Source organism: Pseudomonas sp. GL_103 (assembly GCF_057835175.1).
In genome coordinates this window covers 69,938-93,345 of sequence record NZ_CM174420.1, presented here as the reverse complement: position 1 = coordinate 93,345, position 23,408 = coordinate 69,938, and the positions used below count along the sequence as shown (strand labels likewise).

The window sequence follows — 23,408 nt, the reverse complement described above, 5'->3', positions numbered from 1 at the left end:
ACGCCGGTCGAATGCCATAGGGAATGGCAAAGCACTATATGAGTGCGTCCGGCTGACGGCTGGTTACCCCTATGATCCGACCAGGGAATGCAACCGATGAAGAAGTTTATGTTGGCAGTAGGCTTGTTGAGCCTTGCGGGGAGCGCATTGGCGGGCGGCAAGCCATGCGAAGAGCTGAAAGCCGAAATCGCAGCGAAACTTGATGCCAAGGGCGTTTCCGGTTATTCGCTGGAGATTGTCGACAAAGGTGCCGCTGCCGGCGGGAAAGTTGTTGGCAAATGCGAAGCGGGCGCCAAAGTGATCGTCTATAAAAAGTAGGCCGATTCTCGCCCGAATGAAAAAGCCGACGCCATGGCGCCGGCTTTTTTATGCCCGCCGTTTGAGCATCAACCCCGCATGACCTGCGCCAGCAGCTCGTAGGAATGCACGCGATCGGCATGTTCGTACAGGTCACAGGTGAAAATCAGCTCGTCGGCCTGGGTCTGTTCGATCAGGACCTCGAGTTTGGCGCGGATTTTCTGCGGGCTGCCGATCATGGCCAGGCCAAGGAAATCATGCACGGCATCTTTCTCATGGGGCAGCCACAGGCCGTCCATGGTCTTCACGGGCGGACGCTGTACCAGGCTTTGGCCACGCATCAGGGCGAGAATCCGCTGGAACACCGAGGTCGCCAGGTAATCGGCCTGCTCGTCGGTATCGGCTGCCACCAGTGGCACACCGAGCATCACGTAGGGCTTGTCCAAAACGGCCGACGGTTTGAAGTGATTGCGGTAGACCCGAATCGCTTCATGCATGTAGCGCGGTGCGAAATGCGAGGCGAAGGCGTAGGGCAAACCGCGCTCACCGGCCAATTGCGCACTGAACAGGCTCGATCCCAACAACCAGACCGGCACATTGGTCCCGGTTCCCGGCATCGCGATGATGCGTTGGTCCGGGGTACGCGGCCCGAGGTAGCGCACCAGTTCCGCCACATCTTCCGGGAAATCGTCGGCGCTGCCGGAGCGTTCGCGGCGCAACGCGCGTGCGGTCATCTGGTCGGACCCGGGGGCGCGCCCCAGGCCCAGATCGATCCGGCCCGGATAAAGGCTTTCCAAGGTGCCGAACTGCTCGGCAATCACCAACGGTGCGTGGTTGGGCAACATCACCCCGCCCGAACCGACTCGAATGCTCGACGTACCACCGGCCAGATAACCGAGCAGCACCGAAGTCGCGGAACTGGCGATGCCATCCATGTTGTGGTGCTCAGCCACCCAGAAGCGGTTGTAACCGAACTTCTCGACGTGCTGCGCCAGGTCCAGCGAGTTGCGCAGCGACTGGGCCGCGCTGCCGTTCTCGCGCACAGGCACCAGATCGAGGGTCGAGAACTTGATATCGGACAGTCGTTTCATAAACCTGCTTCTCCAATTGAGGGCGCAGGTTTGTTCTTGCGAACGCAAACCTGCCGAATCCAAAAGCGTGATTCATGCAATGAGGGCATATACCCGAGTTTCAATAGCCCGGTAAAAAATCCCTCGAAAAAAGCGGATTGATCGGACAGGGCTGCCCGGTGTCCAAAGAGCTGAATGCGAAGATCAGCCTGGAGGCCACACTGGTCGGCTAGATTTTCGTTGAAAACAAAAGATCGCAGCCTTGCGCAACCTGCCGGGATCATTCGGTAGATGGTGCTCAAGTCTGCGATCTTTTTTGCGGCGCGACAGATTTGCCCGCTAAAACTGTGGTCGAATAAACGACAGCAGCGAAAACCACGATTGTGCGTGCTGCCTCAAAGGAGCTTCAACCATGAAACGTTTTGCCCTGGCGGTTATCTGTTGCGCACTGGCCACCTCGGCCCTCGCGGCGCCGAAACCCTGCGAAGAGCTCAAGGCCGAGATCGAAGCCAAGATCCAGGCCAGCGGCGTCACTTCCTACACGCTTGAAATCGTCACCAACGACGAGGTACACGATCAAAACATGGTCGTTGGTTCGTGCGAAAACGGTACCAGGAAAATCATCTACCAGAAGAACGACCGCTGACCGCTCACATCAGGCAGTAGGATTCCCGGTCTTCAGCAACGATTTCGCGCTTGGCGTTGTACAGCCGGGCGCCGGGGGTAAATGCAATGGAGCGGCCTTCGAGCACATAACGCTGGCCGGCTTCGAAATGATCGTATTTGATGGTCAGGTAGCACAGCCGCTCAGAAGGGCCGCCCATCATGCCCAATCCGCCACCGGGTACTTCAAAGTCGAAACGCACGATCAGTTCATGGCTACCCGGCGTGACCTCGAAAAAACGCCCGTCGCGCAGGCGTTGTTTATCCAGTCGTTCGGCCATCAATAACTTGTCGTTAGGGAAGGGCGTCGAGAACTCGACCCAAGCCATTTTTGGATTGGGTGTCGGCATCGGGCTTTGACAGCCCGCGACAACAGCGATGGCGAGTAACAGCATCAACCTGCGCATGATGGATGTCCCAAGGGATATACATCCAGCATAACGCCGATCAGGTGTGTTGACAGCCTGCCGGCGTGCCGTGACCAATCACTTTGTGCTGTTGATCGTAGAGTTTCGCCCAAGGCCGAAAGCCGATGTTCCCCGCCTGTAGCTGATAACGCTCACCCGCGTTGAAGTCGCTGAATTTCACGTTCAACTGGCAATCGCGCCACAACGGCTCGGCGTCTGGGCCGATATTGGTGGGCTGGACCGCGAATTGGTAGCGGACCGTCAATTCATGGCTACCGGGATGAACCTGGAAATAGCGTTTATCGTCGGTGATCCTGTCATCGACCTCCAGCGCCTGCAGCGCCGTATCTTCTTGCTTCGAGTCCAGGTCGATCCAGGCTTGCGCGGGATCATGGCGGGGTATCCCAAAACCAGCACAGCCGGCCAGCATCAGCAGGCCTCCTGTCAGTATCAACATGCGCATAGCGGAGCTCCATTCAGGCGGGATAGTCTTGCGGAAAGACTCTCCAAGGAAGAATTATTGTGATCAGGCCGCTTCCTAGCCTTGGGTTACTTGATCGCGTTTTTCGCGTTTTGTTTCCGAGCCTGTTGTTTTTGTTGCTCAACGGCTGCACCAGCGCCAGCTATTACAGTCAACTGGCCAGCGGCCAACTGCAGTTGCTGCGGGCCAGGGAGCCTGTTTCCAGCGTGATTGCCGACCCGGCGCGCGATCAAAAACTGCGTACACACCTGGAGCAATCGCAAAAGGCCCGGACGTTCGCCAGCCAGCAATTGCACCTGCCGGATAACCAGAGTTACCGCTTGTACGCGGACATTGGGCGTCCCTTCGTCGTCTGGAATGTCTTCGCCACGCCGGAATTTTCCCTCAAGCCCGTAAACCACTGCTTCCCCATTGCCGGTTGCGTGGCCTATCGCGGTTACTACAGCCAGAGCGCAGCCCGCGGCGCAGCTGCTTTGCAACGCTTGCAAGGCATGGACGTGTCGATTGGCGGCGTCGAGGCCTATTCGACACTCGGCTGGTTCAACGACCCGATCATCAGCTCGATGATGGGGTGGGGGGATGAGCGACTGGCCACGTTGATCTTTCACGAGCTGGCCCATCAGCGTTTCTATGTGAAGGACGACACGGAGTTCAACGAATCCTTCGCCACCTTCGTCGAGCAGGAAGGTACTCGCCAATGGCGCGCCTACCGCCACCTGCCACCGGACAACAATGCGCAGGCACGTCAGCGCGAACAGTTCACTGAGTTGGTGCTCAAGACCCGCGCCCGCCTGGAAAAGCTCTACACCCTGCCGTTGCCGTCCGGACAAATGCGCCAGCGCAAGGCGGTCGAGTTCGAGCGCTTGCGCAGCGAATACCGGCAATTGCGCGACAGTCAGTGGGCCGCAGACAAACGCTACGACGCCTGGATCTATGCCCCCATGAACAATGCCCGGCTATTGCCGTTTGGCTTGTACGACCAATGGGTGCCGGCTTTTGCCGCGCTGTTCCATCAGGAGAATGGCGACTGGCTAACATTTTACGCCGCCGTGGAAAAGCTTGGCGCCTTGCCGACGGACGAGCGCAAGGCCGCGCTGAAGGCTTTGGCTGACGGAGCCGATCAACCAAAGAACCAGTAGCAAACCCCGATCGCACCCAGCACCCCGGCAAGCTCGGCCAGCAATGCACAACCGACGGCATGGCGTGCACGCTGGATGCCCACGGCGCCGAAGTACACCGCCAGGACATAGAAGGTCGTTTCGGTACTGCCCTGGATCGTTGCCGCCACCAGCGCCGGGAAGCTGTCCACGCCCGAGGTCTTCATGGTTTCAATCAGCATCGCCCGGGCGGCGCTACCGGAGAAGGGTTTGACCATCGCCGTCGGCAGCGCATCGACGAAACGCGTGTCCCAACCGGCCCATTCCACCAGATGACGGATCCCGTCCAGACCGAAGTCCAGTGCCCCGGATGCCCGCAGGACACCCACCGCGCAGAGCATCGCCACCAGGTAGGGCAGCAGGTTCTTGGCGACGTCGAAACCCTCTTTGGCTCCTTCAACGAAAGCCTCGTAGACCTTCACTTTGCGCAGCGCGCCGATCAGTAAAAACAGCATGATCAGGCCAAACAGCGTCACGTTGCCGAGGATCGACGACAGGCCGGCCAGCGCGGTCGCCGAAAGGGTCGCCAGCAACGCCATGAAGCCACCGAGGGCGAGGGAGCCGGGGATCAGGTAGGCCAGCACCACCGGGTCCCAGATGCGCAACCGCTGCATGAATGCCACCGACAGAAAGCCGACAATGGTTGAGCAACTGGTCGCCAGCAGGATCGGCAGGAACACCAGCGTCGGGTCCGGCGCACCTTGCTGGGCGCGATACATGAAGATCGTCACCGGCAGCAGGGTCAGCGAGGAGGCGTTGAGCACCAGGAACAGGATCTGTGCGTTGCTGGCGACGGTAGCGCTGGGATTGAGTTCTTGCAGCGCTTTCATGGCCTTGAGGCCGATCGGCGTGGCGGCGTTGTCCAGGCCCAGGCCATTGGCGGCGAAGTTCAGGGTGATCAGGCCGATGGCCGGATGACCCGGCGGGACTTCGGGCATCAGGCGCAAGAACAGTGGTCCCAGGGCCTTGGCTAGCCATTCGACGATGCCGGCTTTCTCGGCAATGCGCAGAAAACCCAGCCAGAGAGTGAGGGTGCCAAACAGCAGCACCATGACTTCGACCGACAGCTTGGCCATGGCAAAAATGCTTTCCACCATCGCCGCGAATATCCCGGCGTTGCCGCCAATCAGCCACTGGGCCAGCGCCGATACGGCTGCCACGATGAAGAAGCCAAGCCACAGGCCATTGAGCATCAGTCAAATCCCCCAAAAAGATCCGCGAATGATAGCGGGGTGGCCAGAAACGACAAACCCCGGATTTCTCCGGGGTTTTTTTGTTACTGCCTGCACAACTCCAATGTGGGAGCGGGCTTGCTCGCGAAAGCGGTGTGTCATTCAGCATTGAACTGGCTGACATGACGCCTTCGCGAGCAAGCCCGCTCCCACAAGGGGTATTGCATCAGCTCTTGGAAATTTCACCCGCCGGCAGTTTTTCCTTGCTGCGCCAGTGCGGCAGGGAGTTCCAGTAGCGCTGGCCCTTGGCGTCGTCGTACATGCCTTCCCAACGAGCGATAACCAGAACAGCCAGGGCGTTGCCGATCACGTTCAGTGCGGTACGGGCCATGTCCATGACGCGGTCGACACCAGCGATGAACGCCAGGCCTTCCAGAGGAATACCGACGCTGCCCAGGGTGGCCAGCAGTACCACGAAGGAAACGCCCGGTACGCCGGCGATACCTTTGGAGGTGACCATCAAGGTCAGTACCAGCAGCAGTTGCTGGCTGATCGACAGATCGATGCCATACAGCTGGGCAATGAAGATTGCCGCGATGCTTTGGTACAGGGTCGAACCGTCAAGGTTGAACGAGTAACCGGTCGGCACCACGAAGCTGCAAATGGCTTTCGGCGCGCCGTAGGCTTCCATCTTCTCGATCACGCGCGGCAGCACGGTTTCGGAGCTGGCGGTGGAGTAGGCCAGTACCAGCTCATCCTTGAAGATGCGCATCAGCTTGATCACCGAGAAGCCGAACAGGCGAGCGATCAGGCCCAGGATCACGAAAGCGAAGAAGGCGATGGCGACGTAAACCAGGATCACCAGTTTGGCCAGCGGGATCAACGACGCGAAGCCGAAGTTGGCAACGGTCACCGCGATCAGTGCGAACACGCCGATCGGAGCGTAGTTCATGATCATGTGAGTGACCTTGAACATGCTTTCCGATACGCCCTGGAACATCTTCACCAGCGGCTCGCGCAGGTCCGCCTGCAGGCTCGACAAACCGAGACCGAACAATACAGAAAAGAAGATGATCGGCAGCATTTCGCCGCGAACCATGGCCGCGAAGATGTTCGACGGGATCAGGTTGAGGATGGTTTCGATGAACGCGTGTTCATGCTGAACCTCGGCCGCCGTGGCCTGGTACTTGGAAATGTCCACAGTGCCCAGGGTGCTCATGTCGATGCCGGCACCCGGATGGAACAGGTTGGCCAGCAGCAGACCGACCACGATGGCGATGGTGGTGACGATTTCGAAGTAAATGATGGTCTTGAAGCCGATGCGCCCCAGTTTCTTGGCGTCACCGACGCCGGCAATGCCGACGATCAAAGAGGAGATGACGATCGGGATCACGATCATCTTGATCAGACGGATAAAGATATCGCCTGCCGGTTGCAGGACGTTGCTGATCCACCAGGCTTTTTCGGCACTGAAATGGTTGAGCAGCGCACCGATTGCAATCCCCAATACCAGACCGATGAGGATCTGCCAGGCGAGGCTAAGCTTTGCCTTCTTCATATCTTTACCCTTACTTGTTGTTTGACTCAGGGAGATGCGCGAACTGGAACGCTTGTGGCGAAAAAGTCCAGTGCATCTGCCCCCCGTATAAGGTGCCCCGGAGCGCGTGTTTACGGCTCTCTGGCAGGCGAAAAAAGGCGCAACTATTCCGATGCAAGGGAGCGCCGTCTAATGCCGTAAACGCCTACCCTATGCCGAATCGGCATGAGGTTTTTTTAGCGAAACGCGCGTCCCAACCGGTTCGAATACGACATTTCGGCAGACATAAGTGCCGTGAACCGGCCATCACAGAGCAGATTGAATGTTTTTTGAGCAGTGGCCGAGCGTTGATTTTTCAGCAAAATCCCGCCGAACGAAGGGAAAAATCGCGGCCAAAGAAGGGTGATTTTTCTCGATATACGGTCGCTGGTGAAACACCGGGAAAAGTATTTTCCGACGTAACAAGGACAAGAACGAGAAAACAGTGATGAAATCGGGACGAGCGCTCTATTTCAATGTGTTGCGTGATCAAGCCCTTCGCAAGCCCGTCGAGCCTTGGCGGTCCGACGAACTTGCGCAGTAGCTTTTCCTGACCCGGCCCTTGCGCAGGTACTCCCTGTACCCGTAGGTCACTCCGCCCCTGAAACAGGCAGAACGTCCCGCCCCCTTGGTCATGCGCCGGCCTTCCTCAGGTGGCGCAGGTGGAAAGAGGCGCTGTGGCCTCCTTCGTGTACAAATTCTGTCCTGTCATCAAGCCCTGCATGCGCAGGTCAGGCATGTCGGGGAAACGCCAGCCCGCATGCCATGGCACTACCGCCCAACATCAGGGCGGCTGCCAGTGTCTTGAACAACCCTCTCATTTCAGCCTCGACCGCGACGGCCAAAGAAGAAGGAGGCAATGAACATCACCAGGAACACGACAAACAGAATCTTGGCGATACCCGTGGCGGTGCCCGCGATACCACCGAAGCCCAGAACAGCGGCGATGATGGCGATGATCAGGAATGTGATTGCCCAGCTCAACATGGTGATTCTCCTTACGCTTCTGTTTAGAGGTGCTGCGTTTCCCGGCGCATGAGGTGCGGCGGAAGTTTTGTCTAGAACACCCAACGCTCTTGATGACGTATCTCACCCACAGGCCCGGCCTGGTCGACATCCATCATGCGCATCGGGGTGCTATCGGCCTGACCGCTGCTGACAGCACTGAAGTGGGTTTGGACCGGATGCGGAATCGACAGGCGTGGCGCTTCCGGCTGCTGGCTCTGCTCCCAGCGCAGAAACTGCTGGCCGCCGATCAGGGTGATCAACAGCGCCAGAACAGCAAACAGTCCTTGCTGGATATGCACAGGCCAGAGGTGCAGGTGGGCGGCACGTTGACGGTTCATCCTGGAGCTCCTACCACTGGGGTCGGTATTCGATAGCGGGCGCTTGTTTTTGGGTGCCCTGGTTAACCAGACAATTGCAGAGCGCATGCCAGCTTCTATTCGAATAAATTACCTTAAATATCAATATCTTATGTTCATCAAAGAAATCACTCCGCGCGCATCCTGCACGATGCCACCTGCGCTGTCGTGCGTATTGCACGATGGGTTTGAATGAAGGCGTAAATTTTTTGAATTGAGAGGAGGGTGCGCAGGTCTGAAATTCACGCTGGCCGCTGGCAGAGACCGGCTATCTATTCAAAGACCCGCAAAATCAGGTGGCTAACCGATACGTCGGATGAGAGCTACCCTGCCATGACAGGAATGGCTCAGAATCAATCATGCAACTTGCCCGATTTCTCCGAGACTAAATTAAGATCATTCATTAAGGAGCGTAGGAAAATGGAATCCGCCACTGAGCATCAAGGCCGCATTCTGCTGGTGGATGATGAGTCCGCCATCCTGCGTACTTTCCGTTATTGCCTCGAAGACGAAGGCTACAGCGTGGCCACTGCCACCAGCGCCGCGCAGGCAGAAGCCTTGTTGCAGCGGCAGGTCTTCGACCTGTGCTTCCTCGATTTGCGTCTGGGTGAAGACAACGGCCTCGATGTGCTGGCCCAGATGCGTATCCAGGCGCCCTGGATGCGGGTAGTGATCGTCACTGCGCACTCAGCCGTCGACACCGCGGTGGATGCGATTCAGGCCGGTGCCGCCGACTATCTGGTCAAGCCGTGCAGCCCCGACCAATTGCGGCTGGCAACCGCCAAGCAACTGGAAGTGCGGCAACTGTCGGCGCGACTGGAAGCCCTGGAAGGCGAGGTGCGCAAGCCCAAGGATGGTCTGGACTCCCACAGCCCGGCCATGAAAGTGGTACTCGAAACCGCCCGCCAGGTTGCCACGACCGATGCCAATATCCTGATTCTGGGTGAATCCGGTACCGGCAAGGGCGAACTGTCCCAAGCCATTCACGGCTGGAGCAAACGCGCGAAGAAATCCTGCGTCACGATCAACTGCCCGTCGCTGACCACCGAGCTCATGGAAAGCGAATTATTCGGCCACAGCCGCGGCGCCTTCACCGGTGCCAGCGAAAGCACCTTGGGGCGAGTCAACCAGGCTGACGGCGGAACGCTGTTTCTCGACGAGATCGGCGACTTTCCCCTGACGTTGCAGCCGAAGTTGCTGCGTTTTATTCAGGACAAGGAATATGAGCGCGTCGGTGATCCGGTGACCCGCCGTGCCGATGTGCGCATCCTGGCGGCCACCAACCTCAACCTTGAGGACATGGTGCGCGACGGTCGCTTCCGTGAAGACCTGCTCTATCGCCTGAATGTCATTACCTTGCACCTGCCACCGCTACGCGAACGCCGCGAAGATATTCTCAACCTGGCCGACCGTTTCCTGGCGCGCTTCGTCAAGGAGTACGCCCGTCCCGCGCGCGCCTTCAGCGACGAGGCCCGGGAAGCACTGCTGGGCTATCGCTGGCCGGGCAACATCCGTGAGCTGCGCAACGTGATCGAGCGGGCGAGCATCATCTGTCCGCAGGAGCGGGTCGAGATCAGTCATCTGGGCATGGCCGAAACCCCGGTCAACAATGCACCGCGCATCGGCGCGGCACTGAGCCTGGAGGAGCTGGAAAAGGCCCACATCGGCGCGGTCCTCGCCACCGCCGACACCCTGGATCAAGCGGCGAAAACCCTGGGCATCGACGCCTCGACGCTGTACCGCAAACGCAAGCAGTACAACCTGTGAGCAATCGCCGATGAAACTGGCGATGAAATTGCGGACCCGGCTTTTCCTGAGTATCTCCGCACTGATCACCGTCGCGTTGCTCGGGCTCTTGCTCGGGCTGGTCAGCGTGATGCAGATGGCCGGCAGCCAGGAAGCACTGATCCGCAGTAACTTCATCACCCTGGACCTGGGGCTAAAGCTGCGTCAGACCCTGGGTGATCAACTGATCATCATGCTCAGCGAAAAGCCTGACTCCGCCGCTTTCGCCGCCTCAAAGCAGCATTACTTCGAACTGCTGGAGGAAGGCATCGCCCAAGAGCCGACGGAAACCGCAAGCGAGCACGGCTTCAGAAAAGCCAAGGCCGACTACGAGAGCTTTATCCAGGCTTATGAATCGTCCCCGAACCCGTCGAATGTACTCAGCAGCCACGACAACCTGACGGAAAAATTCAATGCGCTACGCAATGGCCTGATCGCCGAGCACAAGCGCGCGCTGGATAACATCAGCGATACCGAGCGCCAGGCCCGGGAGCAGGCACTGCTGATTGCCGGGTTGCTTGGCCTGGTGGGGCTGGCGGTGCTGATCATCGGCTTCGTGACCGCGCAAGCCATCGCCCGGCGTTTCGGAGAACCCATCGAGGCCTTGGCCAAGGCGGCGGACAATATCGGCCAGGGCAATTTCGATGTCACCCTGCCGATTTCTTCGGCAATGGAACTGAACCAGCTGACCCGGCGTTTCGGGATCATGGCCCAGGCACTGCGTGAACATCAGGCCACCAACGTCGATGAGCTGCTGGCCGGTCAGCAGCGTTTGCAGGCCGTGCTCGACAGCATCGACGACGGACTGCTGATGATCGACCGTCAGGGCCATCTGGAACACCTTAACCCTGTAGCCCAGCGTCAGTTGGGCTGGGAGTCCGATCGTCTGGGTCAGGGGTTGGGCGCGGCGCTGGAGCGCCCCGAGCTCGATGAGCAGCTGCAACTGGTGCTGCGCGGCGGCACGCTGGAGCGGGCGCCGGAAGACTTGAGTGTCGAAGTCGATGGCGAGTCGCGACTGCTGACCTACAGCCTGACCCCGGTCAGCCACACCCAGGGCCATATTCTGGGTGCCGTGATGGTGCTGCATGACGTTACGGAACAACGTGCCTTCGAACGGGTACGCAGCGAATTTGTATTGCGCGCCTCCCATGAATTGCGCACACCGGTCACCGGCATGCACATGGCCTTCGGATTGTTCCGTGAGCGCGCGCACTTTGCCCCGGATTCCCGGGAAGCCGACCTGCTCGATACCGTGAATGAAGAGATGCAGCGGCTGATGCAGTTGATCAATGACCTGCTGAATTTCTCCCGCTACCAGAACGGTTTGCAGAAACTCACCCTGGCACCGTGTTCCATTGAGGCGTTGCTGGAACAGGCTCGGTCACGCTTCGCCGCATCGGCCGAAGCGCAGGAAATCGATCTGCTGGTGGAAGTGCAGGGGCCTTTGCCGCGGTTGCAGGCCGACCAGCCACAACTGGACCGGGTACTCGACAACTTGCTCGACAACGCCTTGCGCCACACCGGATCCGGCGGGCGGATACGCTTGCAGGCCCGGCGCCACGGTGACCGGGTCATCATCAGCGTCGAAGACAACGGCGAAGGCATTGCCTACGGTCAGCAGGGGCGGATCTTCGAGCCCTTCGTGCAGGTTGGACGCAAGAAAGGCGGGGCCGGACTCGGACTGGCCTTGTGCAAGGAAATCGTGCAATTGCATGGCGGGCGGATAGGCGTCTATTCACGGCCGGGGCAGGGTACTCAGTTCTATATGACGCTGATCGTTTAGGTCACCCTCACGCTTCATCATCCAGGCGCCGGCCTCCCCGACGCCGCCCCCGGGTAATCAATTCAGTGAACTGCACTGCGCTCAGCGCGCGGGCGAACAGCCAGCCCTGGCCGAACTTCACGCCTTCACTGCACAGGAACGCGGCCTGGGCCTCATGCTCGATGCCCTCGGCAATCACCTTCAGGTGCAGCGACTGGGCCATGTGAATGATGTGCGGGGCCACGCCGCTGCTGGCGGCGTCATGGCCCAGCGCATCAATAAACGCCTTGTCGATTTTCAGGCAATCGACCGGCAGGGTCTGCAAATAGGCGAGGCTGCAATAGCCGGTGCCAAAGTCATCGATCAACACCTGGTGCCCGACATCTCGCAGCGCTTGCAGGTTTTCCCGGGCCACCACCACATCGACCAGCCCGCGCTCGGTGACTTCAAAGGCAATTTGCCGCGCAGCGACGCGGTGCAGGGTCAGCAGCCGCGCCATCACCTGGCCGATCCGCGGAACCATCACATCACACGCCGCGAGATTGACCGAGATGTACAGTTGCGGGTTGGCACGCAGCAACTGGCCGAGTTGCTCGAGCAGGCGTTGCAGGACGAAGTCCGTCATCTGGCGAATCTGCCCGGTGTTCTCCGCCATCGGAATGAACAGGTCGGGACTGGTCAGGGTGCCGTCCGGCCTGCGCCAGCGCAGCAGGGCTTCAGCCCCGACACAGTTGCGGCTATCGAGGTCGAAGATCGGTTGGTACAGCACCTGCAACTCGCCACGGCGAATCGCGCCAGCCAGTTCGGCGTCCAGCGACTGCCGCTGGCGCACCAGCAAAAACACCAGGAACCCAACGCATATGCCCAGCGCGAGGCTGGCCGGCAGCAACCACCACCAGACCGCTGGAATATGCATGCCGGTGCGTGGGCTGATCAACACCAATTGATATTCCGGGTTGTCGGTGGGCATGCGGTATATCAGGCGTGCCTGGGTGATCTGCAGCGCATCACGGTTTTTCGGCGGCCAGGCCTCGGCCGGCGGCCAGATCTGAGAAGCACCCAGCACCGGAATCGCGCGCGCGCCATGGTCCAGGACTACCAGCAGGCTGCTGCCCGGCGACAGGTCGACCATATCGGTCAAATGCCCGCGGGAGGTCGCCACCCGGAAATTCCCGCGCCCGAGCATCAGCGCGGCGCGGTTTTCATCGGGTTCGGTGGTGGTGTTGAGCCAATAGCTGTAAGTCGGGCCTTTGATGTCTGGCGATCGACTCAGCGACAGCCCTTCCTGGCGAGGGCGATTGGAGCAGATTCGCGAGGAGTCCATGTAGGCAGCTTCGTAGACGAAGCGATAATTGAACGTAACCTGTTGCAAGGTCGCGATCATTTCAGCATCGCAGCCGCGCAACGGTTGCGCTTCAAGGTCGTCAAGGCTTTCACGCAGTTGCCCGAAGAGCTGTTCGAGGCGGGCGAGGAAGCGTTCGCCCTGAGCATTCATTTCTTCGCTTTCGTTTTGCTCAACCTGGTGTATGGCGACGAACAGGCTGCCGGCCATCAATAACGTTGCGCTCAAGACAGCAGACATCAGCCCCAGGAACCAGGGACGATGGAACCAACTACGGAGGGTCTCTCGAGCAGCAGTCATTGTGCAATATCCGAAGGATTACCAATGAGTTATAGCTGCTGATTGGAAAAAAGCCCTGACCGTCTGGCGGGCGTCATTATTTTGTCTGATTCAACACCAAAAGCAGCGCGGCAGTTTGCGCATCCGGAGTGCCATCGAAGCGCGCCGGACGGAAATGCATCTGAAATGCCGCGATCACATGTCGTGTCGCGACATCGAGCTCGCCGGTTTGTGGCGAGGCATAACCCAGACGGGCCAACTGCGCCTGAAACCAGCTGATGCTCGGCAACTGCTCGGCGAACAACATTTGCTGGCGCGCCACCGACTGCTCATTCGGCCAGATGCCCAGGCCTTCGGCGGCCAGGCGCTTCCAGGGAAACAGCGGCCCCGGGTCCAGCTTGCGCAAGGGTGCAATATCGCTATGGCCAATGATCTCGCGAGGCTTTATGCCGTGACGTTTGCTGATGTCCTTGAGCAACACGATCAACGACTGGACCTGATCCTCGGTGTAGGGATACCACACGCGTCCGGTCGGGGTGTCCTTGAAGCCCGGGTTGACGATTTCGATACCGATGGAACTGGAGTTCAGCCAGGTCCGGCCATTCCACTCGCTCTCCCCGGCGTGCCAGGCCCGCACATTTTCATCCATCAGCTTGTAGATGGTGGCGCCCTTGTCGTCGCCGATCAGGTAATGGCTGCTGACTTCACCGTGGGTCAGCAATTGCAACGAACGCTCCAGCGAGGCATTGGTGTAATGCACCACCACAAATTGCACGCGGCTGTCGTAATTGGCCGAAGGGTGGCTGGTGTCGAAACGGGGACCGCTGGCACAGCCGGCAAGCACAATCAGCGATACGATCAGAGCAAAATATTTCATGGCGAAAGGCAGTACACGCAAGACAATAATGCAACAGTGTAACGTAATGCCTCGCGGGCGGACGGCAATCCCATCGAATTAAACAAAATGGAACAAATAACCGTCAGCCCGGTCCCACCCGGTTGCGACCGGTATTTTTTGCGCGATAAAGCGCCTGGTCGGCTCTTTTAAGCACCTGATCGCCGTGTTCACCCGGCCTGAACGCCGTCATCCCGATAGACACGGTGATGGTCACCGGCTCGCCCTTGAAGTGGAACGGACAGGCCTCAATGGAGGCCCGCAGGCTATCCAGCAACTTCAGCCCCGCCGCCGGCACCGTGGATGGCATCAACAGCACAAACTCCTCGCCGCCAAACCGGGCAATGAAATCCGTCCCGCGCAGTCGCTTGCGCAACACACTGGCGATGATTTTCAGCACTTTGTCACCGGCCAGGTGCCCGTAGTTATCGTTGATGCGCTTGAAATGATCGAGGTCGAGCATGGCCAGCAACAGCGAGTTGCCATGTTGCTGCCATTGTGTGACTTCATGATCCAGGCGCTCGCTCCAGGCCGCGCGGTTGGGCAGCCCGGTCAACGGGTCGACCAATGCCTTCTGCCGTTGCTCTTCAAGGTGCTCGCGGTAACCCTGGGCCTCCTGTTCCATATGGGCGACCCGCTCGGCCAGGCTGTGCAGGCGCGCAGCGACCTCCTGCTCGCGTTCATCGCGCTGTTTCTGGTGCTGGTCCATGGTGCCCAGCAAGCCTTCGAGATGGTTTTCCAGTACGTGCTTGAGATCTTCCAGGTCCGCGGCTTCCTGCATGCTGCTTTGCAGGCCATCGACCTGTTCGCGGATCTGCGTGTCCATCTGCCGCGCAGCCGAACGGTTGTCGGCGTGTCCTGCGGTGGCGGCCTGCAAGTTGCTCTGGAACGATTCGAGGCGCTCGTTCAGTCGTTGCAGATAGGCTTCGAACTCATGCTGGCCGCTGTCGGTAATGGCCAGCATCAAGGTGGCGAAGTCGTCGAGGATCGGCAGCAGTTCGTACCAGTTCAGACCGTTTTTCAGACGATCGCGCATGGATTCGGCTTGCGGGCGATGACGCTCGGGCAATGTCAGGTCGTCGAGCAGCCCCAGCAGCGTGTCTTCGATGTGGCTGGCCACCGAGCTATAGGAGGGCTCGGGGGAATCCGGGAGTGCGTAGAGAATGTCGTGTTCGGATGGCGTCTGATCGACAACGGCCACGTCCTGCGTCGGCATCGGAGGTAAGTGCAAGCTATCCGGCGATGTTTGCGCGGTCAGCTCGTCGGGGTTTGTTTCCGGCTCAGGAGGCGTCGCGATGGTTTCCGGGGCGGACTGCTCGGCCGATACGATTTCCGTCGCGGCGGCACCGGCTGGTTGAGGCTCCGCAGCCGGGGGGAAAAAGCCACCGCTGGCTCGGTCGGCGAGGACTCGCCTTCAACTCGCTCGGCCGCGGGTACCTCGCAGATTACCGGCTCAATCACGACCGGGGCCGACTCGATAATCGCCGCAGGGTTTTCGGCTACAGGGGCAGCTGGCGCTGTTACCGGCTGCGAGACAAAGGCCTGGGCAGGAGAAGTAGCCGTTGATGCCGCTGTCTCCTCCGCTTCACGACCGCCGAACAAACGCTGCAGCAAGCCCGGCCGGTCGTTCTCCGCCGGGGTCTCCAGCTGGCTCAGGGCTTTACCCTGCAAGCCACTCAGCTCGCTGAGCAGCAAGGGTATCTCACGTGCCTGACTGACCCGCGCCTCCAGTTGCTTGGCGAAACTCTTGAGTGGCCGACTCACATCCCGCGGTAGCGGCAATGTTTGCAGTTGCGTGACCAGCGCAGTCAGGGCGGCACTGGTCTGGTTGACCCGGGTTTCCCGACGCTGTTCGGAGTCGAGCACGGCTTTTTCCAGGCGCGGAATCAGCGCGGCCAGGCCGGCGTCCATGTCATCGGTGCGCACGACCTCGCGCATTTCCTTCATGCATTGGTCAACGGCGCGGTCAGTACCTTCCGCCGCCAGGGTGCTGCGCACCAGCCCGCGACGCAGCAAGTCGAGCCGCGCGTCCCAGCGACGTTCGAGCTTTTCCTGTTGTTCGATGCTTTTGAGGTATTTCTCTTTCCAGCGCTGTGCTTCGTCGCTCATTCATGGGATCCGCGAGGGGCAGGACTCAACGCGGGCAATGCATCGGCCGTGAGCGAACCCGGCAAACGAATCTCTACCGCGACCGGCAGGTGATCGGAAATGGGCTGTGCCAGCACCTCGACCTTTTCCAGGGTCAGGCTCGGGCTCAGCAGGATATGGTCCAGGCAGCGCTGTGGGCGCCAGCTGGGAAACGTCGCTTCCAGTTGCGGCGCGAGCAGGCCGAGATCGCGCAATGGGGAATGTTGCAGCAGGTCACTGGCATGGGTGTTCATGTCGCCCATCAGCACCTGATGCTTGTAGTCGCCAATCAACTCGCGGATGTAGGCCAGTTGCAGGCTGCGCGCCCGGGCGCCCAACGCCAGGTGCATCATGACCACCACCAGCGCTTCCGGGCCTTCGCCGAACCGTACCAGAATGGCTCCGCGACCCTTTGGCCCCGGCAACGGATGATCTTCAATTGCCCACGGGCGCAATCGGCTGAGCACGCCGTTGCTGTGCTGGGCCAGGCGACCGAGATTGCGATTGAGTTGTTGATACCAGTAGGGAAAGGCACCGAGATGGGCCAGGTGTTCGACCTGATTGACGTAGCCTGATCGCAGGCTGCCGCCATCGGCCTCTTGCAAGGCGACCAGATCGAAGTCGCCCAGCAGATTGCCGATTTTCTGCAGATTGTCGGCACGCCCGTTGTGCGGCAGCAGGTGCTGCCAGCCCCGGGTCAGGTAATGCCGATAGCGCTCGGTACTGATGCCGACCTGGATATTGAAACTGAGCAAGCGCAGACGACTGTCTGCGGGCAGGCCCGTGGACTCCAGATGATGCTCGTTGACCCGCGGATCATGCCGGCCAACGACGCGTTCAGTACCCCATCGGCGCATGGCAGTGATTGCCCTTAGTTGGCGGCAGCCTTGTTAGCCGCCCGCTCTTTGTCGATCAGTTTGTCGGCCAGTTGCAGGGCCTGTTCGGCACCGCCGGCAGAACCTACGTCAAAGCGGTACTTGCCGTTGACGATCATGGTTGGAACGCCGGAGATCTCATACTTCTTGGCCAGCTCACGAGCCTTGACGATCTGACCCTTGATAGCGAAAGAGTCGAAAGTCGCGAGGAACTTGTCCTTGTCCACGCCTTGGGTAGCGAGGAAGTCGGCCATGTCGTCTTTTTCGGTCAGTTTCTTGTGTTCTTTCTGAATCGCGTTGAACACCGCGGCGTGAACATTGTGCTCGACACCCATGGCTTCAAGGGTCAGGAACATCTGACCGTGAGCATCCCACGCGCCACCGAACATGGCTGGAATACGCACGAAGTTCACGTCCGAAGGCAGCTTCTCGGCCCAGGGATTGATCACTGGCTCGAAGGCGTAGCAATGCGGGCAGCCGTACCAGAACAGCTCTACCACTTCGATCTTGCCAGGCACGGCGACCGGAACCGGGTTGCTCAGTTCGACATAAGGTGCGGCGGGGGCGTCAGCGGCCTGGGCAGTCATGCCGAACAGGCTGGCAGCGGCAAAAACGGCGCTGATGATCAGATTACGCATGCTTCACTCCTGGACAAATTTTTTCGCCTCGCGCGACCTGTTATCAGACAGGTCCTGGCGGGCTTGAGTTCTGTAGTGTAACGGCAGCGGCCACAAAAAAGGGCGGCCAAAGCCACCCTTTTTATACTCGTTGCAACGGATTAATCGAGCGTTAACGTTGCAGGTGATAAGCACCCCGTTCAACGTCCGATCCGCCAGCCTTAGTGCAGGCCTTGAATGTAGCTGGACACCGCGGCGATGTCTTCGTCGCTCAGCTTCTTGGCGATGGTCTGCATAGGCTTGGTATCGCCGTCGTTGGTACGGCCGCCTTCTTCCTTGCGGAAATCGACCAGTTGCTTGCCGACGTATTGAGCGTGCTGGCCACCCAGGTGCGGGAAACCGGCAGCCGCGTTACCTGCGCCATTTGGCGAGTGGCAACCGGTGCAAGATGGCAGGCCCTTGGCCATGTCACCGCCACGGAACAGGGCTTCACCGCGAGCGACGATCTTCGGATCGGCGGCACCGACGCTGCCTTTCTGGCTGGCGAAGTAGGCGGCGATGTCCGCCAGGTCCTGATCGCTCAGGTTGGTCAGCAGGCCGGTCATTTCCAGAACGGTGCGCTTGCCCGACTTGATGTCGTGCAATTGCTTGGTCAGGTAGCGTTCACCCTGGCCCGCCAGTTTTGGAAAGTTTGGCGCCATGCTGTTGCCATCCGGGCCGTGGCAGGCGCCACAGACGGCAGCTTTGGCCTGGCCGGCTTTTGCATCACCCGGTTGTACTGCCTCACCTGCAGCATGGGCCATGCCGGAGATGCCCACGGTCAACAGCAGACTCACGATCAATTTCTTCATCAGCTAATCCAACTACGGCTAAGGGTTAAGAGTTATGGACCGGGCTTACTCGCTCATCCAAAGGATGATGGCTTGGTAATCCTCGGCACTGCAGTCCATGCACAAACCACGCGGCGGCATCGCCTTGAAACCCTGGGTCACGTGTTGCACCAGCGTCTCCATACCTTTCGCCAACCTCGGCGTCCAAGCTTCCTGATCGCCTTTTTTCGGCGCCATGGGGAGTTGGCCGGAATGACAGGCACCACAAACACGGTTGTACACAGCTTCCGGATCCTGTGTAGCCTGAGCGCTGTAAAGCGGCATCAATACACCGGCAGCTAGCAGCCATTTCGTCATAAAACGACCTTTTCAGGGTTGAGAGCGAGCTGCGTTCTAGTGCGCAATCAAGGTCTGTCGCTCTCGTGAACTTCATCCTACGCTGGGACAAAGCGCACACAAAATCTGCGGCATTATATACTGGCGTCACTGAAACGGAAGCGACACTGCTTGCCGCACCCATTCCTGGCGCCGCCCACATCGGAAATCCCATGCAACTCAAGAATCCCATCCTCGGTCTGTGCCAACAGTCCACCTTCATGCTCAGCGCCGCCAAAGTCGACCAATGTCCGGATGACGAGGGCTTCGAAGTCGCCTTCGCCGGGCGTTCCAACGCCGGCAAGTCGAGTGCCTTGAACACCCTGACCCACGCCAGCCTGGCGCGCACCTCGAAAACTCCGGGGCGCACGCAACTGTTGAACTTCTTCAAGCTAGACGATGAACGCCGTCTGGTCGACCTGCCGGGCTACGGTTATGCAAAAGTACCGATCCCGCTCAAGCAACACTGGCAGCGTCACCTGGAGGCATATCTGGGTGGTCGCGAGAGTTTGAAAGGTCTGATCCTGATGATGGACATCCGCCATCCGATGACCGATTTCGACCTGCTGATGCTCGACTGGGCCGTGGCGGCCGGCATGCCGATGCACATTCTGCTGACCAAAGCGGACAAGCTGACCTATGGCGCGGCCAAGAACACACTGCTCAAGGTTCAGGCGGAAATCCGCAAGGGCTGGGGCGATCTGGTGACAATCCAGCTGTTTTCGGCCCCCAAACGCATGGGCCTGGAAGATGCCTACACCGTACTGGCTGGCTGGATGGAGCTGGCGGACAAGGGCGCCGAAGCAGAAGCTCAGTAAGTACCGAAAACTGCCTGCGGCGCACCCAGGCAGTTTTTCTCGGGGCAAAAAAAACCCCGGGCTTCATATGGGGAGGGAGAAGTTCCGGGGTTGAAGCTCTAGACCGCTAGGGCGGGGTCCAGATATCTGCCAACACTTAACACAACATAGGAGCATCGAAGGGCTTCACCAGCCATTCAGTATCTCTGAGTGGTGGTGTGCAAGATTAGTTCAGATTTTTTTCAAATAGCTTTGAAATAACTCTGATCGCCTTCCGGACTAAACTGTTTGTGCCTGTCTGCCGCGGCACTATGCCGCAGCAGAAAAGGTCTTTCAGGGGGCTCAGTGAGCCTCATCCCAGTTGTTTCCAACACCCACTTCGACCAGCAACGGCACATCCAGTTTCGCCGCCTCGCTCATGTGCGCGCGAATTTCATCGCGAACCTGGTCGACCAGGTCTTCACGCACCTCGAGTACCAGCTCATCGTGCACCTGCAAGATGACTTTGGCGTCGAGGCCCGACGCGGTCAGCCAGTTATCCACCGCGACCATGGCTTTCTTGATGATGTCCGCAGCGGTGCCTTGCATCGGTGCGTTGATCGCCGTGCGTTCGGCGGCGGCGCGCTCTTGCGGCTTGTTGGAGTTGATGTCCGGCAGGTACAGGCGACGGCCGAAGAACGTCTCGACATAGCCTTGCTCGGCGGCCTGGGCACGCGTGCGGTCCATGTACTGGCGAACGCCGGGGTACCGGGCGAAGTAGGTATCGATGTAGGCCTTGGCGGTCTTGGTGTCGACGCCGATGTCCTTGCCGAGCTTCTGCGCGCCCATGCCATAGATCAGGCCGAAGTTGATCGCCTTGGCGCTGCGGCGCTGGTTGGAAGTCACGTCAGTCAGTTCGACCTTGAACACTTCGGCGGCGGTCGCGGTGTGTACGTCCAGATTGTGGCGGAAGGCGTTCATCAGCCCGTCATCCCGGGACAGGTGCGCCATGATCCGCAGTTCGATCTGCGAATAGTCCGCCGCCAGCAGCTTGTATCCGGCCGGGGCCACGAACGCCTGGCGGATGCGACGCCCTTCGGCGGTGCGCACCGGAATGTTCTGCAGGTTCGGATCACTGGAGGACAGCCGCCCGGTGGACGCCACCGCTTGGTGATACGAGGTATGGATCCGCCCGGTACGCGGGTTGATCTGCTCCGGCAGGCGGTCGGTGTAGGTGCTTTTCAGCTTGCTCATGGAGCGATATTCCATGAGCACTTTTGGCAATCGATAGTCGTCTTCTGCCAGTTTGGCCAGCACTTCTTCGGCGGTGGAGGGCTGGCCCTTGGCGGTTTTCTTCAACACCGGCAGACCGAGCTTCTCGTAAAGGATCACGCCAAGTTGCTTGGGCGAACCGAGGTTGAATTCCTCGCCGGCAATCTCGAAGGCTTCACGCTCCAGCGCCACCATCTTGTCGCCCAGTTCGATGCTTTGCACGCCCAGCAAGGCGGCGTCGACGAATGCACCCTGGCGTTCGATACGCGCCAATACCGGCACCAACGGAATTTCGATGTCGGTCAGCACGCTGGCCAGGCTCGGAATGGCCGAGAGTTTTTCGAACAGGGTCTGATGCAGACGCAGGGTAATATCCGCATCTTCGGCAGCGTAAGGCCCGGCCTGCTCCAGGGCGATCTGATCGAACGTCAGCTGTTTCACACCTTTGCCGGCGATGTCCTGGAAACTCACCGTGGTGTGGTCCAGATACTTCTGCGCCAGGCTGTCCATGTCATGGCGCGTGGCCGTGGAGTTGAGCACGTAGGACTCAAGCATGGTGTCAAAGGCGATGCCACGCACCGTAATGCCGTTGTCCTGATCGCCGCCGATGGCGCAGTTGGCCAGGATGTTCATGTCGAACTTGGCGTGTTGGCCGACCTTGAGCTTGTTTGGATCTTCCAGAATCGGCTTGAGCGCGCGCAGGACCGTGTCGCGATCCAGCTGCTGCGGCACTCCGATGTAGGAGTGGGTCAACGGGATGTAGGCCGCTTCATTGGCCTGAACCGCGAACGACAGGCCCACCAGTTGCGCCTGCTGCGCATCGATGCCGGTGGTTTCGGTGTCGAAGGCAAACAGCTTGGCGTTGTTCAGCTTTTCCAGCCAGGCATCGAACCGCGCCTGATCGAGGATGGTTTCATAGGCGGCTTCAGCAGCGGCGGCCGGTGCTTCGTCCTCTGGTTCGCTGAACAGATCGGCGGCCGGTGCAGGCTCGGCGGCAGCGCTCAGTTCCAGGCGTTTGGCGTCGCGATCGAGGTCGTTCAGCCAGCTCTTGAATTCCAGCAGGGTGTACAGCTCGTAGAGTTTGGCCGGATCTTCAGGACCCATTTGCAAGTCGTCGAGCCCAACGTCCAGCGGCACGTCGACCTTGATGGTCGCCAGTTGATAGGAAAGGAAGGCCATTTCCTTGTGCTCTTCGAGCTTGGCCGGCAGGGTCTTGGCGCCGCGAATCGGCAGGGTCGGCACGATGTCGAGCTGCGCATAGAGCTCGGTCAGGCCGCCGTTCACACAGACCAGCAGGCCGGAAGCGGTCTTCGGACCGATGCCCGGAACACCCGGAATGTTGTCGGAAGAATCGCCCATGAGCGCCAGATAATCGATGATCTGCTCCGGAGCGACGCCGAATTTCTCCTTCACGCCCTCCACGTCCATGCTGCTACCGGTCATGGTGTTGACCAAGGTAATGTGACCGTCGACCAGTTGCGCCATGTCCTTGTCACCGGTGGAGATGATCACCGGACGATCCGCCGCCGCGCTGCTGCGGGCCAGCGTGCCGATCACGTCATCGGCCTCGACGCCTTCGACGCACAGCAGCGGGAAGCCCAGGGCGATCACGCTCTGGTGCAGCGGCTCGATCTGCACGCGCATGTCGTCGGGCATACTCGGACGGTTGGCCTTGTATTCGGCGTACATCTCATCGCGAAAAGTCCCGCCCTTGGCGTCGAACACCACGGCGAACGGACTATCCGGATATTGCTTGCGCAAGCTCTTGAGCATGTTCAACACGCCCTTGACCGCGCCGGTCGGCAGGCCTTTGGACGTGGTCAGCGGCGGCAGCGCGTGAAAGGCGCGGTACAGGTAAGAAGAACCGTCCACCAGGACGAGGGGGGCTTGGCTCATGAGCAGGATCAACCTTTTCGGCGGGTCCGGCGCTAGAATAGCGGGACCGTAGACGACAAAGGGACAAGGTTATCATGCGCACACTAAATCGCCTGTTGCTGGCTGGCTTGTTTGCAATCACACCTTTGGCCGTCATGGCGGCGGATGACGCCCCATCGGCAGATCCGGATGTCACGATCCGCACAGAAGGGGACAAGCTCATTCAGGAATACCGCCAAAACGGCTTCCTGTATGCGATCAAAGTCACGCCCAAAGGCGGCAAGCCGTATTTTCTGGTGCGCGCCGACGGGTCGGACGGTAACTTCATTCGCTCGGATTACCCGGATATGCTGATTCCGGCGTGGGAAATTTTTAAGTGGTAAGTCGTCCTTAACTTTAATCGGCGCTGGC

General features: G+C 59.6%; 21 protein-coding genes and 1 pseudogene. 7 read left to right on the top strand and 15 right to left on the bottom strand.

Annotated features, from left to right (window positions below; genetic code table 11):
- Positions 1–96: 96 nt before the first annotated feature.
- Positions 97–318, top strand: coding sequence for a DUF1161 domain-containing protein (locus tag AC3IP0_RS00460; protein WP_008045869.1), 222 nt, complete (start codon positions 97–99; stop codon positions 316–318).
- 68 nt (positions 319–386) lie between these two features.
- On the opposite strand, the gene AC3IP0_RS00455 is transcribed toward AC3IP0_RS00460, so the two are convergent.
- Positions 387–1,388, bottom strand: a complete 1,002-nt coding sequence (locus AC3IP0_RS00455; protein WP_489317830.1) for an LLM class flavin-dependent oxidoreductase — start codon at positions 1,386–1,388, stop codon at positions 387–389.
- A gap of 391 nt (positions 1,389–1,779) precedes the next feature.
- On the opposite strand from AC3IP0_RS00455, the gene AC3IP0_RS00450 reads away from it, so the two are divergent.
- The gene (locus AC3IP0_RS00450) at positions 1,780–2,013 is read left to right on the top strand and encodes a DUF1161 domain-containing protein (RefSeq protein WP_046042657.1); all 234 of its coding nucleotides are present in this window, start codon (positions 1,780–1,782) and stop codon (positions 2,011–2,013) included.
- A 4-nt stretch (positions 2,014–2,017) separates the two neighbouring features.
- On the opposite strand, the gene AC3IP0_RS00445 is transcribed toward AC3IP0_RS00450, so the two are convergent.
- Both AC3IP0_RS00445 and AC3IP0_RS00440 read right to left on the bottom strand, forming a co-directional pair.
- The gene (locus AC3IP0_RS00445) at positions 2,018–2,437 is read right to left on the bottom strand and encodes a PA0061/PA0062 family lipoprotein (protein WP_489317829.1); all 420 of its coding nucleotides are present in this window, start codon (positions 2,435–2,437) and stop codon (positions 2,018–2,020) included.
- Positions 2,438–2,477: 40 nt separating this feature from the next.
- Positions 2,478–2,900, bottom strand: coding sequence for a PA0061/PA0062 family lipoprotein (locus tag AC3IP0_RS00440; protein WP_489317828.1), 423 nt, complete (start codon positions 2,898–2,900; stop codon positions 2,478–2,480).
- Between the two features lie 59 nt (positions 2,901–2,959).
- Here AC3IP0_RS00440 and AC3IP0_RS00435 point away from each other — a divergent pair, with 59 nt between their 5' ends.
- Complete coding sequence (locus tag AC3IP0_RS00435) at positions 2,960–4,057, top strand: aminopeptidase (RefSeq protein ID WP_489317827.1); 1,098 nt, start codon at positions 2,960–2,962, stop codon at positions 4,055–4,057.
- Here the strand turns inward: AC3IP0_RS00435 and AC3IP0_RS00430 are convergent.
- The 4 genes from AC3IP0_RS00430 to AC3IP0_RS00415 all read right to left on the bottom strand — a co-directional run bounded on the left by AC3IP0_RS00430 (position 4,039) and on the right by AC3IP0_RS00415 (position 8,169).
- Entirely contained in the window at positions 4,039–5,268 is a 1,230-nt protein-coding gene (locus AC3IP0_RS00430) for a nucleoside recognition domain-containing protein (RefSeq protein WP_489317826.1), read from the bottom strand. The two genes, AC3IP0_RS00435 and AC3IP0_RS00430, sit on opposite strands and share 19 nt — an antisense overlap.
- A gap of 205 nt (positions 5,269–5,473) precedes the next feature.
- Entirely contained in the window at positions 5,474–6,805 is a 1,332-nt protein-coding gene (gene gltP / locus AC3IP0_RS00425; protein ID WP_347909943.1) for a glutamate/aspartate:proton symporter GltP, read from the bottom strand.
- Between the two features lie 840 nt (positions 6,806–7,645).
- Positions 7,646–7,810 (bottom strand): DUF1328 domain-containing protein, encoded by a 165-nt coding sequence (locus AC3IP0_RS00420; RefSeq protein WP_003177151.1) that lies wholly within the window; start codon positions 7,808–7,810, stop codon positions 7,646–7,648.
- A 71-nt stretch (positions 7,811–7,881) separates the two neighbouring features.
- Positions 7,882–8,169, bottom strand: a complete 288-nt coding sequence (locus AC3IP0_RS00415; protein ID WP_489326412.1) for a hypothetical protein — start codon at positions 8,167–8,169, stop codon at positions 7,882–7,884.
- A 438-nt stretch (positions 8,170–8,607) separates the two neighbouring features.
- On the opposite strand from AC3IP0_RS00415, the gene algB reads away from it, so the two are divergent.
- Together algB and AC3IP0_RS00405 are read left to right on the top strand one after the other, a co-directional pair.
- Positions 8,608–9,954, top strand: a complete 1,347-nt coding sequence (algB, locus tag AC3IP0_RS00410) for a sigma-54-dependent response regulator transcription factor AlgB (protein WP_489317824.1) — start codon at positions 8,608–8,610, stop codon at positions 9,952–9,954.
- A 10-nt stretch (positions 9,955–9,964) separates the two neighbouring features.
- Positions 9,965–11,755 (top strand): KinB sensor domain-containing domain, encoded by a 1,791-nt coding sequence (locus AC3IP0_RS00405; protein WP_489317823.1) that lies wholly within the window; start codon positions 9,965–9,967, stop codon positions 11,753–11,755.
- Between the two features lie 7 nt (positions 11,756–11,762).
- Here AC3IP0_RS00405 and AC3IP0_RS00400 read toward each other — a convergent pair whose 3' ends face one another.
- The 7 genes and pseudogenes from AC3IP0_RS00400 to AC3IP0_RS00370 form a co-directional block, all read right to left on the bottom strand.
- On the bottom strand, positions 11,763–13,376 hold the full coding sequence (locus tag AC3IP0_RS00400) for an EAL domain-containing protein (protein ID WP_489317822.1): 1,614 nt from the start codon (positions 13,374–13,376) through the stop codon (positions 11,763–11,765).
- A 76-nt stretch (positions 13,377–13,452) separates the two neighbouring features.
- Entirely contained in the window at positions 13,453–14,232 is a 780-nt protein-coding gene (locus AC3IP0_RS00395; RefSeq protein WP_489317821.1) for an N-acetylmuramoyl-L-alanine amidase, read from the bottom strand.
- Between the two features lie 103 nt (positions 14,233–14,335).
- Positions 14,336–16,359: pseudogene (locus AC3IP0_RS00390) on the bottom strand (GGDEF domain-containing protein).
- Entirely contained in the window at positions 16,356–17,234 is an 879-nt protein-coding gene (locus AC3IP0_RS00385; RefSeq protein ID WP_489317819.1) for an endonuclease/exonuclease/phosphatase family protein, read from the bottom strand. Before AC3IP0_RS00385 ends, AC3IP0_RS00390 begins: the two are co-directional and overlap by 4 nt.
- Positions 17,235–17,248: 14 nt before the next feature.
- On the bottom strand, positions 17,249–17,890 hold the full coding sequence (locus AC3IP0_RS00380) for a thiol:disulfide interchange protein DsbA/DsbL (RefSeq protein WP_489317818.1): 642 nt from the start codon (positions 17,888–17,890) through the stop codon (positions 17,249–17,251).
- Between the two features lie 200 nt (positions 17,891–18,090).
- A complete protein-coding gene (locus tag AC3IP0_RS00375) occupies positions 18,091–18,720 on the bottom strand; it encodes a c-type cytochrome (protein ID WP_489317817.1) in 630 nt (209 codons plus the stop codon).
- 45 nt (positions 18,721–18,765) lie between these two features.
- Entirely contained in the window at positions 18,766–19,056 is a 291-nt protein-coding gene (locus AC3IP0_RS00370; protein WP_008002190.1) for a c-type cytochrome, read from the bottom strand.
- 191 nt (positions 19,057–19,247) lie between these two features.
- On the opposite strand from AC3IP0_RS00370, the gene yihA reads away from it, so the two are divergent.
- Positions 19,248–19,892, top strand: coding sequence for a ribosome biogenesis GTP-binding protein YihA/YsxC (yihA, locus tag AC3IP0_RS00365; RefSeq protein ID WP_046042671.1), 645 nt, complete (start codon positions 19,248–19,250; stop codon positions 19,890–19,892).
- Between the two features lie 321 nt (positions 19,893–20,213).
- On the opposite strand, the gene polA is transcribed toward yihA, so the two are convergent.
- Positions 20,214–23,018: a DNA polymerase I gene (gene polA, locus AC3IP0_RS00360; protein ID WP_489326411.1), complete on the bottom strand. Its 2,805-nt coding sequence runs from the start codon at positions 23,016–23,018 to the stop codon at positions 20,214–20,216.
- Positions 23,019–23,092: 74 nt separating this feature from the next.
- On the opposite strand from polA, the gene AC3IP0_RS00355 reads away from it, so the two are divergent.
- Positions 23,093–23,380 carry a DUF2782 domain-containing protein gene (locus AC3IP0_RS00355; RefSeq protein ID WP_046042673.1) on the top strand — a complete coding sequence of 96 codons (288 nt, stop codon included), beginning with the start codon at positions 23,093–23,095 and terminating at the stop codon, positions 23,378–23,380.
- Positions 23,381–23,408: the final 28 nt, after the last annotated feature.

Excerpts from the sequence above, each read along its gene's own strand:
- AC3IP0_RS00440 (WP_489317828.1), bottom strand. The coding sequence starts at position 2,900 with ATGCGCATGTTGATACTGACAGGAGGCCTGCTGATGCTGGCCGGCTGT.
- AC3IP0_RS00400 (WP_489317822.1), bottom strand. The coding sequence starts at position 13,376 with ATGACTGCTGCTCGAGAGACCCTCCGTAGTTGGTTCCATCGTCCCTGG.
- AC3IP0_RS00380 (WP_489317818.1), bottom strand. The coding sequence starts at position 17,890 with ATGCGTAATCTGATCATCAGCGCCGTTTTTGCCGCTGCCAGCCTGTTC.
- AC3IP0_RS00355 (WP_046042673.1), top strand. The coding sequence starts at position 23,093 with ATGCGCACACTAAATCGCCTGTTGCTGGCTGGCTTGTTTGCAATCACA.
- AC3IP0_RS00430 (WP_489317826.1), bottom strand. The coding sequence starts at position 5,268 with ATGCTCAATGGCCTGTGGCTTGGCTTCTTCATCGTGGCAGCCGTATCG.
- AC3IP0_RS00395 (WP_489317821.1), bottom strand. The coding sequence starts at position 14,232 with ATGAAATATTTTGCTCTGATCGTATCGCTGATTGTGCTTGCCGGCTGT.
- yihA (WP_046042671.1), top strand. The coding sequence starts at position 19,248 with ATGCAACTCAAGAATCCCATCCTCGGTCTGTGCCAACAGTCCACCTTC.
- AC3IP0_RS00460 (WP_008045869.1), top strand. The coding sequence starts at position 97 with ATGAAGAAGTTTATGTTGGCAGTAGGCTTGTTGAGCCTTGCGGGGAGC.
- AC3IP0_RS00445 (WP_489317829.1), bottom strand. The coding sequence starts at position 2,437 with ATGCGCAGGTTGATGCTGTTACTCGCCATCGCTGTTGTCGCGGGCTGT.
- gltP (WP_347909943.1), bottom strand. The coding sequence starts at position 6,805 with ATGAAGAAGGCAAAGCTTAGCCTCGCCTGGCAGATCCTCATCGGTCTG.
- AC3IP0_RS00375 (WP_489317817.1), bottom strand. The coding sequence starts at position 18,720 with ATGAAGAAATTGATCGTGAGTCTGCTGTTGACCGTGGGCATCTCCGGC.
- AC3IP0_RS00450 (WP_046042657.1), top strand. The coding sequence starts at position 1,780 with ATGAAACGTTTTGCCCTGGCGGTTATCTGTTGCGCACTGGCCACCTCG.
- AC3IP0_RS00415 (WP_489326412.1), bottom strand. The coding sequence starts at position 8,169 with ATGAACCGTCAACGTGCCGCCCACCTGCACCTCTGGCCTGTGCATATC.
- AC3IP0_RS00455 (WP_489317830.1), bottom strand. The coding sequence starts at position 1,388 with ATGAAACGACTGTCCGATATCAAGTTCTCGACCCTCGATCTGGTGCCT.
- polA (WP_489326411.1), bottom strand. The coding sequence starts at position 23,018 with ATGAGCCAAGCCCCCCTCGTCCTGGTGGACGGTTCTTCTTACCTGTAC.
- AC3IP0_RS00405 (WP_489317823.1), top strand. The coding sequence starts at position 9,965 with ATGAAACTGGCGATGAAATTGCGGACCCGGCTTTTCCTGAGTATCTCC.
- algB (WP_489317824.1), top strand. The coding sequence starts at position 8,608 with ATGGAATCCGCCACTGAGCATCAAGGCCGCATTCTGCTGGTGGATGAT.
- AC3IP0_RS00420 (WP_003177151.1), bottom strand. The coding sequence starts at position 7,810 with ATGTTGAGCTGGGCAATCACATTCCTGATCATCGCCATCATCGCCGCT.
- AC3IP0_RS00370 (WP_008002190.1), bottom strand. The coding sequence starts at position 19,056 with ATGACGAAATGGCTGCTAGCTGCCGGTGTATTGATGCCGCTTTACAGC.
- AC3IP0_RS00385 (WP_489317819.1), bottom strand. The coding sequence starts at position 17,234 with ATGCGCCGATGGGGTACTGAACGCGTCGTTGGCCGGCATGATCCGCGG.